This window comes from Pseudomonas sp. dw_358 (assembly GCF_018449655.1).
Lineage (GTDB): Bacteria > Pseudomonadota > Gammaproteobacteria > Pseudomonadales > Pseudomonadaceae > Aquipseudomonas.
Genome location: NZ_JAAVUX010000001.1, coordinates 473,995 through 488,075, shown reverse-complemented (window position 1 = coordinate 488,075; position 14,081 = coordinate 473,995). Strand labels below are relative to the sequence as shown.

Below are 14,081 nucleotides of genomic sequence, written 5' to 3'. Positions count from 1 at the left end.
AAGTTATTTACCCAGCCGGCGCAACTCGTCGGACTCCACCACCCGCACCCCATCCTGTTCCTCCAGCGCCAATCGCCACAGCGCGCGCGCCAGCTGAGGCGCCTCGATGCCGTGATACTTGCCGGGAATCAGTTTGGACAGCGGCGCCGCGATGCGCTCCACCAGGCGTGGTTCGACACGTTCGCCGATCAGCAGGGAGGGCCGGGCGATGGTCAATTGGGGCCAGTTCTGCGCACGTAGCGCCTGTTCGGTCTCGCCTTTGACGCGGTTATAGAAGATCGATGAGTTGGGGTCGGCATCAATCGCGCTGATCACCAGCAGATGCCGAGCGCCCATGTCGCGCGCGCGTTGGGCGTAGGCTACGATCAGATCGTGATCGACCTGGCGGAAGGCCTCTTCGGAACCCGCGACCTTGATCGTGGTGCCCAGGCAGCAGTAGGCAATGTCTACTTGCCCTTCAAGCCCGGGCAGCAACTCGGTCAGGCTGCCCACCGGGTTTTCCAGGTGCGGATGCTCGGCCAGCGGTCGCCGCGAAGGCGCCAGTACGCGGCTGATGGTCGGTTCGTTCAGCAGGCGGTCCAGCAGATGCTCGCCGGTCAGTCCCGTGGCTCCTGCCAAGAGGATGTGCTGGGGGGTCAGGTACATGTTTCTCTCCTTCGAAACGGAAGACGGCGACTCGTTTCAGCGGGTCTGGATGCTGGTCTGCGTTGCGTCTTGCAACGCGTTGCGGGCCTGCTGCTGGCGCAATCGTTGCCAATGGGCCAAAACCGCCTTGGGCGCCCATATCTGCGGTTCCGAGGCTTCGTAGCTGTCGGCGATTTCTCGTTCGGCAACGTGCTTTCGGGCAAGTTCGAATGCCTGCTGCAAATCATCGGTTTCGTTCAGCGCCTGGGCGAACAACGCGTCGCCAAAGTAGGTGAAGTCGGCCTCTTCGGAACAACCGAAGGACACTCGGTCGGCCCGAGACGCGGTCATGATCAATGTATGCTCATCTTTAAGCGCCGGGATGAAGCCTCCGGAGTAGCACGCTGATATCACAATGATCTTGTCACGGTTTTTCAGTGGCGCCAGCAGCGTCTCGAGCTGGTCGGCGGGCAGGTCTGCCAGTTGCAGGCGCGGCTGGTCGAGCACCAGTTCGTGCTCGTGGGTGCCGTGGCTGCTCAAGTAGATGAACACCAGGTCCTCGGGTCGACTGCGTTCGGCCAGGGTGCGAATGGCGCGGCTCAGTGTCTCGCGGCTGGCCATGGGACGATCGGCCAGGTGGTCGCGGTGATTCACCAGGGTAATCTGGCCGAAGGCGCCGAAGCGGCTGGCGAGCATATGGCTGACGTAGTCGGCTTCACGCATGAACACGCTTTGCTGGCCGTCACCGCCCAATGCCAGGCTGTAGAGGTTGATCCCGTTGGTGGAACGCGGCACAGCGGCCAACGCATCGTCCAGCAGGCGACCTTGATTGAGCAGGCCAAGGTCCAATGGGTCGGGCAGCAGCTGACCCTTGTCGTCACGCACGCGCTGTCCGTTGGCCCAGAAGCCGCTTTGAACGCTCCCGTCCTTGAGCGTCAGGCGTCCGGGGCCGTCGTAGGTGTCATTGTCGAACGACCCGCTGTAGGCGCTGCCGTCGGTCAGGTTCAGGGTGCCGATGCCGGAGAACTTCCAGTCCTCGAAGTCGCCCGTGTAATGGCTGCCGTCGGCGCCCAGCAGTTCGCCTTTGCCGGTCAGTGCGCCGTCCTTGAACTCGCCGATCCACACGTCGCCGTCGGAGTTCTCATAGCGGCCACGGCCGTTCAGCTGGCTGTGGCGAAAACTGCCGATGTACTGGTCGCCGTCGGCACTGTTGTAGTTGCCGTGGCCTTCGAGCATGCCGTCAACGAAATTGCCGGTGAACTGGTTGCCGGCAGCGTCGCTGCGCGAACCCTCGCCATTGGGCTTGCCGTGGGCGAACTGGCCCTGGTACTGGCTGCCGTCGGCCAGTTCGAGGTGGCCGGGGCCGGAGTACTGGTCTTCCTTGAAGCCGCCGCGATAACTGACGCCCGGTTCCTTGAGCGTACCCTCGCCGTCGCGACGTCCCTGCAGAAAGCCGCCGGTGTAGGTGGCGCCGTGGGCGACGAGGGTGCCCCGGCCCTCGAACAGCCCGTGGTTGAAGCCGCCTTTGTAGGTTTCCCCGTTGCGCCCGTGCCATTCCCCTTCGCCGTCCCACTGCCCATCGGCAAACTGGCCGATGTAGCCGCTGCCATTGGGATAATCGATGCGGCCCTGGCCTTGCAACACGCCATTGACGACTTCGCCACGGTAACGACCGCCATCCGGGAGGCGCGCGTCAGGCGGCGACAGCGGCTCGCCTTCGCCGCAGGCGACCAGCAGCAGGGAAAGGGCAATGGGGGCAAGTGGAGCGAGTGGGCGCATGACGGGGTCCGGGCAGGTATGCGCCTGAGTATGCCGCACATGTCGTCCCTGAAACAGTCATTAGCCGTGTTTCACTAGATGAAACAAAGCGATAGCGGTTCGGCGATGAACGCAGGCTTGATCTCGCCCTCGATTTCCATCGCGACAATGGCCTTGAGCAACCATTGGCCGGGTTTCTTTTCGTGCACCGCGTCCAGCTGCACGCTGAGCCGCACCCTGGAGTCGACCTTGACCGGCTGGATGAAACGCACGCTGTCCAGGCCATAGTTGACCACCATCTTCAGGCCCTCCGGCAGGACCAGCAGGTCCTCCATCAGCACCGGGATCAAGGACAGCGACAGAAATCCATGGGCGATGGTGCTGCCAAACCGCGTCTGGGCAGCCTTTTGCGGGTCGACATGGATGAACTGGAAGTCGCCGGTGGCCTGGGCGAACAGATTGATACGGGTCTGATCGATGGTCAGCCACTCGGACACGCCCAGGCGTTTGCCGACGTAATCTTGCAACTCATGCAGGGGGACATGTGGCATCGCCAGGCTCCTTTTTTCGGCCGAAGGTGCGGCCAGGGGATGTAGCCGAGCCCGAGCGTAGGCGGCTGGAGGACGCAGGGTCAAGGTTTGTAACATTGCCGAATAGTGCGTCATAGACGGTTTGCAGCCTGTCTATAATGGCTGCCATTGCGCTTTATCGAACCTGCGATGTATCCGACAGTTGTTCTGGCCTGGCTTGACTACGCTGGTAGAGGGAGCCGAAATCGCTGGCGTTGGCCGTGGGTCTGTTCGTTTAAGGAAAGTTTATGACGGTGCCGTTGTTTCCACTCAATACCGTGCTGTTCCCGGGCTGTACCCTGGACCTGCAGATTTTCGAGGCCCGCTACCTCGACATGATCGGACGCTGCATGAAGCAGGGCGCCGGCTTCGGCGTGGTGTGCATCCTGCGGGGCGATGAAGTCGGCGCCGCGCCCAGTGATTATGCCCAGGTCGGCTGCGAGGCCCGGATTACCGACTTCCAGCAGCAGGATAACGGCCTGCTGGGCATCCGAGTGCAAGGGGGGCGGCGGTTTCGCGTGCTGAGCACCGAAACGCAGCGCGATCAGCTGATTCTGGCGGATGTGGAATGGCTGGAGGAGGCCGACGACTCCCCTCTGGAAGACGAAGACGAGGATCTGCTGGCGCTGCTGGTGGCGCTGGCAGAGCACCCGATGGTGGCGGCGCTGGACATGGCGACCGGCGCCTCGGGGCGCCAGTCGTTGGCCAATCAGTTGGGCTATCTGCTGCCGTTCACCGAAGAGGAGAAGCTCGAGCTGCTGGAGTTGGGCGACCCCCATGCACGGTTGGCCGCCATTCAGTTGCTGCTGGATCAGCTGCAGGGCGAATTGTTCGCCTGAGCTTGCTCCTGACCCACCGGTGTGTCGCAGGCCTGATCCTGGACCTGTACACCCGGATAGGCGTAACGCTCGAACTCATGACTGAAGTTGGTGAAGGCAAAGTAGCTCAGCAGGATGACGCACGCGGGCACGATCAGCCACCAGGTGCGCGTCGGCAGGCTCGGCAGTTTCTGATTCCACTGCGCCAGCGTCAGGCTGATGGCGCAGGCAGTGCAGGCCAGCAGGGCGCCAGCGAGCACATCGCTCGGCCAGTGGGCGCCAAGATAGAGCCGCGAGGCGCAGATCGACAGTGCCGGCAGGCTGGCCAGCAACAGCCAGGTCACGCGCATGCGCGGGGGCTGGTTGCGTCCGGCCAGTACCGCCAGGGTCAGGAACAGCGCGAAGGACGCCGAACTGTGGCCGCTTGGCATGCTGAAGCTGCTCAGCGGGGTCGACAGCACATCCGGCCGGTGGCGACTGAAAGACGCCTTGATCGCCGCATTGCCCAGCGCTGTGCCCAGGGTTGTGCCCAGTGCAAAGACGGCATGGCGCCAGTGACGGGTGACCAGCAGCACGGCGATCACGGCCAGTGCCGCGACGAATTGGCTGCGGAAGTCGCCCGCCTTGGTGATGCGCACCATGATCGGGTCCAGCGCGGTACTGCGGTGTTCCTGGATCAGCGTCATCAGGCCCTGATCGAAATGGCTCAGGTAGGGCCAGCCGACCAACACAGCGGCCAACATCACCAGGCTGGCGGCGGCAATCAGCCGAGTGCCGCGCTCACGGGCCTGCAAGCTGGTGTGAATGCTCAACCCGATCAGAATCGCCACCCCGGCAGCCACCACGCCGGCCTGTGGCCAGAAACCCGGTGGCAAGGGCAGGCGGGTGGCGGCCCCGGTGGCCCAACCGGGCAGCAGATAAGCCACTGACCAGCCGGCGGCGGCTACCACGCTGACCAGCACAAAGCGCAGCAAGGGGAAGTCGAACATTCCGGCCACCATCGGCAGCATCGGCCGCAGGGGGCCGATGAAGCGTCCTACCAGCAGGCTGGCGATGCCGTAGCGCTGGAAATAGCCCTCGGCCGTGCCTATCCACTGCGGATGAGTGCGCAGCAATGGCAGTTGGCGGATGCGCTGATGAAAGCGTCGTCCGAGGAAGTACGAAACCGCATCCCCCAACAAGCCGCCGAGGTATCCCAGCAGCAGGACTTCGCCCAGTGGCAATGCTCCGCGTCCGGCCAGCACCGCCACCGCGAACAGCACCACAGTGCCCGGCACGATGAGCCCGGCGATGGCCAGGCATTCCACGAACGCAATCAGAAAGATTGCCAGGGCGAGCCATTCGGGGTGGCTGCCCAACCAGAGGGTCAGGCTATCGAGCCATTGGCCCATGATTCAGTTTCCTTTTGTCTCGATGAAGTAATCGATGCCTTCGACCTGGCCACGGCGCATGGGGTTGCGTGTGCAGTGGCGCGCGTAGTCGGCATCGACGAAGCGGTAGAGCAGATGTTCATCCCTGCCGATGGGAATACCCAAGCGTGTTGCCTGGATAATGTGTGTCGGAATAATGCCTACATCATCGACGAACAGCTGCGCCGGGTCGAAACGCTGCGCGTCCCAGTCCGGCACCTTGAGGCCCAGAGCCCGGCAGAGCAGGGTCTGGCCCGCACAGAGACGCTCCAGCGCGCGTGGCTGGCCGCTGGCATCCGGGTTGTTGAGTTGCATCTGGGTCAGGGCGTTGGCATCCGAATAGCCGTCGAGCCAGGGATAGGCCGACTTGATCAGCACCGCGTTGCCGGGACCTTGGGCGCTGAAGTTCAGCGAGTCGCCGCCGCGGGCGTAATACATATAGATGTGGCCACCATCGAGAAACAGCGCTTTGCGCTTTTCGGTATAGCCCAGCGAGGCATGGCTGCCTTTTTCACTGGCGTAGTACGCTTCGGTCTCGATGATGCGTGCGGCCAGCCAGTAAGGGCCGTGACGGTGACGGATGACCTTGCCCAGCAGTTCGCGGGCCAAAACTTGCGCATCGCGGTCAAAGAAGCTGTCGGGCAATGGCCGTGCTTCGGGCCATGCTGTAACGCCTTGTTGCATTTAGGGTGGCCTGTTGCCGGGCGATCAAGCGCAGAATCATAACAATTTTCGCCGGTCAGGCGGCGCAATGCCGAGCCGGCGGCGGGAGATTTCGACCATCCGCCTGTCTGCGCTGTTAGTGGGCCCATGTGACAGCTATAATCAGCGGCTTTCCTCTTTGCCAAGACCATCAGAGACCATGACTGAGTCCGTTCTTGACTACATGACCCGCCTGGGCCGCGCTGCCCGCGAAGCTTCGCGGGTAATCGCCCGTGCCAGTACCGCGCAGAAGAACCGTGCCCTGCTCGCCACCGCCAATGCGCTGGACGCCGCGCGGGCCGAGCTGGTGGCGGCCAATGAACGGGATCTGGCCGCTGGCCGCGCCAATGGCCTGGAGCCCGCCATGCTGGAACGCCTGGCGCTGACGCCGGCCCGTATCGACAGCATGATGGTCGGCCTGCGCCAGGTGGCGGCCCTGCCGGACCCGGTGGGCGCGATCCGCGACATGAGCTTCCGTCCTTCGGGTATTCAGGTCGGCAAGATGCGCGTGCCGCTGGGTGTCGTGGGGATTATCTACGAGTCGCGGCCCAACGTGACCATCGACGCGGCCAGCCTGTGCCTGAAGTCGGGCAATGCCACTATTTTGCGTGGCGGCTCGGAAGCCATTCATTCCAACCGTGCCATCGCTGCCTGCATTGCTCGCGGCCTGGCCGAGGCCGGCCTGCCGGAGACCGTGGTGCAGGTGGTGCAGACCACTGACCGCGAAGCCGTGGGCGCGCTGATCACCCAGCCGCAATATGTGGACATCATTGTCCCGCGCGGCGGCAAGGGGCTGATCGAGCGGGTCAGCCGCGACGCCCGCGTTCCGGTGCTCAAACATCTGGACGGTATCTGTCATGTGTATGTGGCCGCGGGTGCCGACCTGGTCAAGGCACAGCGTATCGCTTTCAACGCCAAGACCTATCGTTACGGGATCTGCGGCGCCATGGAAACCCTGTTGGTGGATCAGGCCGTGGCGGCCGAATTCCTGCCGGACATGGCCGCACAGTTCCGTGACAAGGGCGTGGAGTTGCGCGGTTGCGAGCGCACCCTGGCGATCATCGACGTCAACCCGGCGACCCAGGACGACTGGAGTACCGAGTACCTGGCACCGATCCTGTCGATCCGTGTCGTTGATGGCCTGGACCAGGCGATCGAGCACATCAACCATTACGGTTCGCACCACACCGACGCCATCGTCACCGAGCTGCAAGGCGATGCGCGGCGGTTCTTGGCCGAAATCGATTCAGCTTCGGTCATGCTCAACGCGCCCACCAGTTTCGCCGACGGTTTCGAATACGGCCTGGGTGCCGAGATCGGCATTTCCACGGACAAGCTGCACGCCCGTGGCCCGGTCGGCCTGGAAGGCCTGACCTGCGAGAAATACGTTGTCATCGGCGATGGCGTGGCCGTGCGCGGTCAGGATCCGGCCTGACCTTGAGTGATCTGTCGTCTGCGGACGCCCGACCTCAGGCCCTGTCGCCCCGGCGTATCGGTGTGCTGGGCGGGACGTTCGATCCCGTGCACATCGGCCACCTGCGCAGTGCGTTGGAAGTTGCCCAAAGCCTGGGTCTGGATGAGGTACGGCTGACGCCCAACGCCCGCCCGCCACACCGCGACATGCCACAGGTATCGGCAGTCAATCGCCTGGCGATGGTGGAGTCGGCGGTCAAGGACGTGCGCTTGCTCAAGGTCGATGCCCGGGAGCTGCAGCGGGACAAGCCGTCCTACACGATCGAAACGCTGGAGTCGATGCGCGCCGAACTGGCCATTGATGATCAGCTGATATTGTTGTTGGGCTGGGACGCCTTCTGCGGTCTGCCTTCCTGGCATCGATGGGAAGAACTGCTGCAGCATTGCCACATTCTGGTCTTGCAACGACCTGATGCGGACAGCGAGCCACCGTTTGCCTTGCGCAATCTGCTGGCGGCGCGTTCGGTCAGCGACCCGTTGGCCCTCAAAGGGCCGAGCGGGCAGATTACATTCGTCTGGCAGACACCGCTCGCGGTGTCCGCCACCCAGATCCGCCAACTGCTGGCCAGCGGTAAGTCGGTACGTTTCCTGGTGCCTGACGCGGTACTGGCCTATATCGAGGCGAACGGACTGTACCGTTCGCCCATTTGAACTGAATGAGTTTTATATGACTGACAAAGCAATCACCCACGACAACGTACTGGTCCAGGCCGCCGTTGCCGCCCTCGAAGATGTGAAGGCCCAGGACATCCTGGTCATCGACGTGCGCGAAAAACAAAGCATCACCGACTACATGATCATTGCCACCGGTACTTCCAGCCGCCAGATCAACGCCATGCTCGACAAGGTTCGCGAGAACGTCAAGGCCAAGGGCTTCAAGCCATTGGGCGAAGAAGGCAAGGGCGAGAGTGATTGGGTGCTGCTGGACATCGACACCGTCATCGTTCACATGATGACCGCTGCAGCCCGTCAGTTCTATGACCTCGAGCGTCTGTGGCAGGGTGCCGAGCAAAGCCGTGCCGCCAGCGGTGCCCACCACACCCCTGGTAACGATTTCCCTCAGTAAGGGCTTGCGATGCGCCTGCGTTTGATTGCGGTCGGCTCGCGCATGCCCAAGTGGGTGGAAGAAGGCTGGCATGAATATGCCAAGCGCCTGCCTGCCGAGCTGCCGTTGGAGTTGGTGGAAATCCCACTCAATACCCGCGGCAAGAACGCCGACGTCGCCCGTTTCATGCGCCAGGAAGGCGAGGCGATGTTGGCCAAGGTGCAGCCAGGCGAGCGTATCGTCACCCTTGAGGTGCACGGTAAACCTTGGAGCACCGAGCAGTTGGCAACCGAACTGGACCGCTGGCGGCTTGATGCACGTACGGTCAATTTCATGGTCGGCGGGCCCGAGGGCCTGGCGCCGGAGGTCTGCGCACGTGCAGACCAGCGTTGGTCGCTGTCGGCGTTGACTCTGCCTCATCCGCTGGTGCGCATCTTGATTGGCGAACAGCTGTATCGCGCCTGGACGGTTCTGTCCGGGCACCCTTACCACAAATAAGTCGCCTACCCGCCGATGCCCCAGCCGATTCGCATCAAGGACCACGAAAAGGACGCGCGCACTGTGCGCGGACGCGTCGTGGTCGGCGCTTGCGTGGTGGTTGCGCTTGTCTGTGTACTGATGGTGCGGATGTATTACCTGCAGGTGGTGCAGTACGAGTACCACTCCACGCTGTCGGAAAACAACCGCGTGCACGTGCTCTCGATCGCGCCGCCGCGGGGCCTGATCCATGACCGCAATGGCGTAGTGGTGGCTGACAACCGGCCCAGCTTCAGCCTCAGCATGACCCGTGAACGCGCCGGCAAGGATTGGCCGTGTGTCCTCGATGACGTGGTGCAGATCCTTGAGCTGACTCCGGATGACCGGGCGATTTTCGAGAAGCGCGTGCGGCAGGGACGTCGGCCGTTCGAGCCGGTCTCCATCCTGTTCGAGCTCAATGAAGAGCAGATCGCGCGCATTGCGGTGAACCAGTTCCGCCTGCCCGGCGTGGAGGTGGTCGCACAGTTGGTGCGGCACTACCCGCAGGGTGCGCACTTCGCTCACTCCGTGGGGTATGTGGGGCGAATCAACGAGAAAGAGCTGAAGGGTCTCGATACGGTCAATTACAGCGGCACCTCGCACATCGGCAAGACCGGTATCGAACGCTTCTACGAAGACGACCTGCATGGCCAGGTCGGTTACGAAGAGGTCGAGACCAACGCCCGGGGCCGGGTGCTGCGGGTGCTCAAGCACACTGATCCTGTACCGGGCAAGGATATCGCCTTGAGCCTGGACATCAACCTTCAGGAAGCGGCGGAAAATGCCTTGGCCGGGCGTCGTGGCGCCATCGTCGCGCTGGACCCTGCCACCGGCGAAGTCCTCGCCATGGTCAGCCAGCCCAGCTTCGATCCCAATCCGTTCGTGACCGGCATCAGCTTCAAGGACTATGCCGATCTCCGCGATTCGGTCGACCGGCCGCTGTTCAACCGAGTGTTGCGTGGCTTGTACCCGCCGGGGTCGACCATCAAGCCGGCGGTGGCCATCGCCGGCCTCGACAGCGGTGTGATCACCGCCTCGACGCGGGTCTTCGACCCGGGCTATTTCCAGCTGCCCAACTTCGATCACAAGTACCGCAACTGGAACCGTACCGGCGATGGCTGGGTGGACCTGGACACGGCGATCATGCGCTCCAATGACACCTATTTCTACGAGTTGGCGCACAAGCTGGGCATCGATCGGCTGGACAGTTACCTGAGCCAGTTCGGCGTCGGGCAGAAAGTCGCGCTGGACATGTTCGAGGAGTCGGCGGGGCTCATGCCCTCCAGGGAGTGGAAGCGAGTGACCCGCAAGCAGGTCTGGTATCCCGGTGAAACCCTGATTCTGGGGATTGGTCAGGGCTACATGCAGGCCACGCCCTTGCAGCTGGCCCAGGCCACGGCGCTGGTGGCCAACAAAGGCAAATGGAACCGCCCGCACCTGGCCCGTACCGTGGGCGGCGAAAAGTCGGTCGACCCCAGCCCCATGGCCGACATCGTGCTGCGCGACCCGTCCGACTGGGACAAGGTCAACCACGGCATGCAGCAGGTCATGCATGGTGCCCGTGGCACCGCGCGCAAGGCTTCGGTCGGCGCGCAATACCGCATCGCCGGCAAGAGCGGCACTGCTCAGGTGGTTGCCATTCGCCAAGGCGAGAAATATGACCGGGCCAAATTGCAGGAGCGTCACCGCGACCACGCCTTGTTCGTCGGCTTTGCGCCGGCCGACAATCCCAGGATCGTCGTCGCGGTGATGGTCGAGAATGGCGAGTCCGGCTCTGGCGTGGCAGCCCCCGTGGTCCGCCAGGTGATGGACGCCTGGCTGCTCGATTCTCAAGGACGCCTGAAACCCGAATACGCCAGCGCTCAATCCCCGGAGATCACGGCACGTGAAGAGTAATTTCGACCGCATCCTCTCCAGCGATGATGTGATGCGGCGCCGCGCCACGTTTCTGCAGCGCATCCATATCGATGGTCCCTTGCTGATCCTGCTGTTGACCCTGGCGGCCGGCAGCCTGTTCGTCCTTTATTCCGCCAGTGGCAAGAGCTGGGACCTGCTGATCAAGCAGGCGACCTCGTTCGGCATCGGCCTGGTGTCGATGTTCGTCATCGCCCAGCTGGAGCCGCGCTTCATGGCGCGCTACGTGCCGGCGGCCTACGTGCTGGGGGTGATCCTGCTGGTGGTGGTCGACGTCATGGGCCACAACGCCATGGGGGCGACGCGCTGGATCAACATTCCGGGGGTGATTCGCTTCCAGCCGTCGGAATTCATGAAGATCATCATGCCGGCTACCATCGCGTGGTACCTGGCCAAGCGCACGCTGCCGCCGCAGCTCAAGCATGTGGCGGTGAGCCTGCTGATCATCGGCCTGCCGGCCATGCTGATCATCCGTCAGCCAGACCTGGGCACAGCGTTGTTGATTCTGGCCTCGGGGACCTTCGTGCTGTTCATGGCCGGGCTGCGCTGGCGCTGGATCATCAGCGTGATCGCCGCGCTGGTGCCGGTGGCCGTGGCCATGTGGTTCTTCATCATGCATGACTACCAGAAGCAGCGAATCCTCACCTTCCTCGACCCGGAGAGCGATCCGCTGGGCACCGGCTGGAACATCATTCAGTCCAAGGCCGCGATCGGTTCGGGCGGGGTGTTCGGCAAGGGCTGGCTGATGGGGACTCAGTCCCATCTGGACTTCCTGCCGGAAAGCCACACCGACTTCATCATTGCGGTGCTCGGCGAGGAGTTCGGCCTGGTGGGTGTTTGCGCCTTGCTGCTGCTGTACGTCTTGCTGATCGGCCGTGGCCTGGTCATCACCGCACAGGCGCAGACGCTTTACGGCAAGCTGTTGGCCGGGTCACTGACCATGACGTTTTTTGTTTACGTTTTCGTCAATATCGGTATGGTCAGTGGCCTGCTGCCGGTGGTTGGCGTGCCGCTGCCCTTCATTAGTTATGGTGGAACTTCGCTGGTGACACTGATGTCAGCGTTTGGGGTTTTGATGTCGATCCACACGCATCGAAAGTGGATTGCACAAGTTTGATCAAGGTGAAGAATTCAATGCAAGTGTTGCTTAACTGGGCTGCTCGCTGCATGCCGTGGGTCGGCCTGGTGGGCGTGCTCGGCTCGTCGCAGTACAGCCAGGCGCAGCCGGCGCCGGTGGGCGACTACGCAGGTTCGCCCAAGGTGGCGCAGTTCGTCGGCGAAATGACCCGCGACTACGGCTTTGCCGGTGAGCAATTGATGAGCGTGTTCGACGAGGTGCAGCGCAAGCAGGCCATTCTCGATGCGATTTCGCGGCCGGCCGAGCGGGTCAAGCCGTGGAGCGAGTACCGGCCGATGTTCCTGACCGATGCGCGCGTCGCCCGTGGTGTCGATTTCTGGCGGCAGAACGAAGTAGCCTTGGCCCGCGCCGAGCGTGAATACGGCGTGCCGGCCCAGGTGATTGTCGCGATCATCGGCGTCGAAACCTTTTTCGGTCGCAATACCGGAAATTATCGGGTGATGGACGCTTTATCGACCCTGAGTTTCGACTATGCACCGCGTTCCGACTTCTTTCGCAAGGAGCTGCGCGAATTCCTGCTGCTGGCGCGCGATGAGCAAATCGACCCCCTCAGCGTCAAAGGCTCCTATGCCGGTGCCATGGGCTTGCCGCAGTTCATGCCCAGCAGCTTTCGCGCCTACGCGGTGGACTTTGACGGCGACGGCCATATCAACATCTGGACCGATCCGGATGACGCCATCGGCAGTGTCGCCAATTATTTCAAGGAGCATGGCTGGGTGGCCGGCGAACCCGTGGTCAGCCGCGCCGTGGTGCAAGGCCCGCGTGTCGATGAGGGGCTGAGCCCCGGAATCGAACCGGTCAAGACCGTTGGGGAGTTGCGAGCCCTGGGCTGGACAAGTCATGATGCGCTGCGCGCTGACCTGCCGGTCACCGCGTTTCGCCTGGATGGCGCCGATGGCCCGGAATACTGGATAGGGCTGAAGAACTTTTATGCGATCACTCGCTATAACCGCAGTGTGATGTACGCCATGGCCGTGCATCAGCTGTCGGATCTGCTGGTACAAGCACGGGGCGTCAAGTAATGCGGGTAATGTCGATACGCACACCACTCAAGCTGATGGGTTTCACGGCCCTCGGCATCCTGATGGTCAGCTGCTCATCCACCAGCACGCACTATGGCCAGGCAGGCAGCAATGTGGTGCGTTCCCAGCCAGGGCTGGACATCAACCGGGCCCACAAGGACGGCGCGCCGTGGTGGGACGTCGACGTGTCGCGCATCCCTGATGCCGTGCCGACCCTGCACACCGGCCCTTACAAGGCCAACCCCTATACGGTGCTGGGCAAGACCTATTTCCCGCTGACGAACTCGAGCACTTACGTGGCCACGGGTACGGCGTCGTGGTACGGCACCAAGTTCCATGGCCAGAACACCGCCAATGGCGAGGTTTATGACCTGTATGGCATGAGCGCGGCGCACAAGACGCTGCCACTGCCCAGTTATGTGAAAGTCACCAACCTGGACAACAACCGCAGCGTGATTCTGCGGGTCAACGACCGTGGGCCGTTCTATTCGGACCGCATTATCGACTTGTCCTACGCCGCGGCGAAGAAACTCGGTTACGCCGAAATCGGCACGGCCAGGGTCCGTGTGGAGGGGATCGACCCGCAACAGTGGTGGGCCGCGCGTGGCAAGCCGGCGCCGTTGATGGTGGATTCGCCGCAAGTGGTGGCCCAGGCGCAGCAGCCGCTGAGCCCCAGCACCGGCACGGTGGAGCAGTACACGCCGCCGCCCGCCCAGCATGCCCCGGCCGTATTGCCGGCGGTGGCGGACGCAAAAAAAAACGGTTCTGCACCAGTATCTGGCCTGTATCTCCAGGTGGGAGCGTTCGCCAACCCGGACGCTGCGGAGCTCTTGAGATCGAAACTGAGTTCGATGGTGACGGCTCCGGCGTTCACCAGCCCGGTGGTTCGCAACCAGCAGACACTCTATCGCGTGCGTCTGGGGCCGATCCAGACGCCGGGTGAAGCCCAGCAGATGCAGCAGAACGTGCGTCTGGCCAACCTGGGGTCCGCCAAGATCGTCACGCTGGACTGAGCTGCCGTGAAGAGACAAGGCTGACGCAGGCACTGCCGTCAGTTGTTTAACCGCTGGTGACACAGCGGATAGTGAGCCGG

The 14,081-nt window shown here is 62.9% G+C and carries 13 protein-coding genes and 1 pseudogene; 9 read left to right on the top strand and 5 right to left on the bottom strand.

Annotated elements, in window-relative coordinates:
• Positions 1 to 3: 3 nt before the first annotated feature.
• The 3 genes from HB675_RS02310 to HB675_RS02300 all read right to left on the bottom strand — a co-directional run bounded on the left by HB675_RS02310 (position 4) and on the right by HB675_RS02300 (position 2,933).
• Entirely contained in the window at positions 4 to 645 is a 642-nt protein-coding gene (locus HB675_RS02310; RefSeq protein ID WP_213875464.1) for an oxidoreductase, read from the bottom strand.
• Between the two features lie 36 nt (positions 646 to 681).
• Positions 682 to 2,403: a C13 family peptidase gene (locus HB675_RS02305; protein WP_213875463.1), complete on the bottom strand. Its 1,722-nt coding sequence runs from the start codon at positions 2,401 to 2,403 to the stop codon at positions 682 to 684.
• Positions 2,404 to 2,477: 74 nt separating this feature from the next.
• Positions 2,478 to 2,933, bottom strand: coding sequence for a MaoC family dehydratase (locus tag HB675_RS02300; RefSeq protein ID WP_213875462.1), 456 nt, complete (start codon positions 2,931 to 2,933; stop codon positions 2,478 to 2,480).
• Positions 2,934 to 3,199: 266 nt separating this feature from the next.
• On the opposite strand from HB675_RS02300, the gene HB675_RS02295 reads away from it, so the two are divergent.
• Entirely contained in the window at positions 3,200 to 3,790 is a 591-nt protein-coding gene (locus HB675_RS02295) for an LON peptidase substrate-binding domain-containing protein (protein ID WP_213875461.1), read from the top strand.
• A gap of 95 nt (positions 3,791 to 3,885) precedes the next feature.
• On the opposite strand, the pseudogene HB675_RS02290 reads toward HB675_RS02295, so the two are convergent.
• Together HB675_RS02290 and HB675_RS02285 are read right to left on the bottom strand one after the other, a co-directional pair.
• Positions 3,886 to 5,160 (bottom strand): annotated as a pseudogene (locus HB675_RS02290) (bifunctional DedA family/phosphatase PAP2 family protein); the annotation flags it as partial.
• A 3-nt stretch (positions 5,161 to 5,163) separates the two neighbouring features.
• Positions 5,164 to 5,862, bottom strand: coding sequence for a DNA-3-methyladenine glycosylase (locus HB675_RS02285; RefSeq protein ID WP_213875459.1), 699 nt, complete (start codon positions 5,860 to 5,862; stop codon positions 5,164 to 5,166).
• A 178-nt stretch (positions 5,863 to 6,040) separates the two neighbouring features.
• On the opposite strand from HB675_RS02285, the gene HB675_RS02280 reads away from it, so the two are divergent.
• From HB675_RS02280 to HB675_RS02245, 8 genes are read left to right on the top strand one after another with little or no spacing between them, the layout of a single operon-like run.
• Positions 6,041 to 7,315 (top strand): glutamate-5-semialdehyde dehydrogenase, encoded by a 1,275-nt coding sequence (locus HB675_RS02280; protein WP_213875458.1) that lies wholly within the window; start codon positions 6,041 to 6,043, stop codon positions 7,313 to 7,315.
• Between the two features lie 41 nt (positions 7,316 to 7,356).
• The gene (gene nadD, locus HB675_RS02275) at positions 7,357 to 8,004 is read left to right on the top strand and encodes a nicotinate-nucleotide adenylyltransferase (RefSeq protein ID WP_213875703.1); all 648 of its coding nucleotides are present in this window, start codon (positions 7,357 to 7,359) and stop codon (positions 8,002 to 8,004) included.
• A 16-nt stretch (positions 8,005 to 8,020) separates the two neighbouring features.
• On the top strand, positions 8,021 to 8,419 hold the full coding sequence (rsfS, locus tag HB675_RS02270; RefSeq protein WP_213875457.1) for a ribosome silencing factor: 399 nt from the start codon (positions 8,021 to 8,023) through the stop codon (positions 8,417 to 8,419).
• A 9-nt stretch (positions 8,420 to 8,428) separates the two neighbouring features.
• Positions 8,429 to 8,896: a 23S rRNA (pseudouridine(1915)-N(3))-methyltransferase RlmH gene (rlmH, locus tag HB675_RS02265; protein WP_213875456.1), complete on the top strand. Its 468-nt coding sequence runs from the start codon at positions 8,429 to 8,431 to the stop codon at positions 8,894 to 8,896.
• A 15-nt stretch (positions 8,897 to 8,911) separates the two neighbouring features.
• Positions 8,912 to 10,810 (top strand): penicillin-binding protein 2, encoded by a 1,899-nt coding sequence (gene mrdA, locus HB675_RS02260; RefSeq protein WP_213875455.1) that lies wholly within the window; start codon positions 8,912 to 8,914, stop codon positions 10,808 to 10,810.
• A 31-nt stretch (positions 10,811 to 10,841) separates the two neighbouring features.
• Complete coding sequence (gene rodA / locus HB675_RS02255) at positions 10,842 to 11,945, top strand: rod shape-determining protein RodA (protein ID WP_213875702.1); 1,104 nt, start codon at positions 10,842 to 10,844, stop codon at positions 11,943 to 11,945.
• Positions 11,946 to 11,962: 17 nt separating this feature from the next.
• Positions 11,963 to 12,988, top strand: coding sequence for a lytic murein transglycosylase B (gene mltB, locus HB675_RS02250; RefSeq protein WP_213875454.1), 1,026 nt, complete (start codon positions 11,963 to 11,965; stop codon positions 12,986 to 12,988).
• Positions 12,988 to 14,001: a septal ring lytic transglycosylase RlpA family protein gene (locus HB675_RS02245; RefSeq protein ID WP_213875453.1), complete on the top strand. Its 1,014-nt coding sequence runs from the start codon at positions 12,988 to 12,990 to the stop codon at positions 13,999 to 14,001. Before mltB ends, HB675_RS02245 begins: the two co-directional genes overlap by 1 nt.
• The last annotated feature ends 80 nt before the right edge of the window (positions 14,002 to 14,081 follow it).

Coding starts and splice junctions, on each gene's coding strand:
- rsfS (WP_213875457.1), top strand. CDS start 8,021: ATGACTGACAAAGCAATCACCCACGACAACGTACTGGTCCAGGCCGCC.
- HB675_RS02280 (WP_213875458.1), top strand. CDS start 6,041: ATGACTGAGTCCGTTCTTGACTACATGACCCGCCTGGGCCGCGCTGCC.
- HB675_RS02245 (WP_213875453.1), top strand. CDS start 12,988: ATGCGGGTAATGTCGATACGCACACCACTCAAGCTGATGGGTTTCACG.
- HB675_RS02285 (WP_213875459.1), bottom strand. CDS start 5,862: ATGCAACAAGGCGTTACAGCATGGCCCGAAGCACGGCCATTGCCCGAC.
- rlmH (WP_213875456.1), top strand. CDS start 8,429: ATGCGCCTGCGTTTGATTGCGGTCGGCTCGCGCATGCCCAAGTGGGTG.
- rodA (WP_213875702.1), top strand. CDS start 10,842: ATGCGGCGCCGCGCCACGTTTCTGCAGCGCATCCATATCGATGGTCCC.
- HB675_RS02295 (WP_213875461.1), top strand. CDS start 3,200: ATGACGGTGCCGTTGTTTCCACTCAATACCGTGCTGTTCCCGGGCTGT.
- mrdA (WP_213875455.1), top strand. CDS start 8,912: ATGCCCCAGCCGATTCGCATCAAGGACCACGAAAAGGACGCGCGCACT.
- HB675_RS02300 (WP_213875462.1), bottom strand. CDS start 2,933: ATGCCACATGTCCCCCTGCATGAGTTGCAAGATTACGTCGGCAAACGC.
- mltB (WP_213875454.1), top strand. CDS start 11,963: ATGCAAGTGTTGCTTAACTGGGCTGCTCGCTGCATGCCGTGGGTCGGC.
- HB675_RS02310 (WP_213875464.1), bottom strand. CDS start 645: ATGTACCTGACCCCCCAGCACATCCTCTTGGCAGGAGCCACGGGACTG.
- HB675_RS02305 (WP_213875463.1), bottom strand. CDS start 2,403: ATGCGCCCACTCGCTCCACTTGCCCCCATTGCCCTTTCCCTGCTGCTG.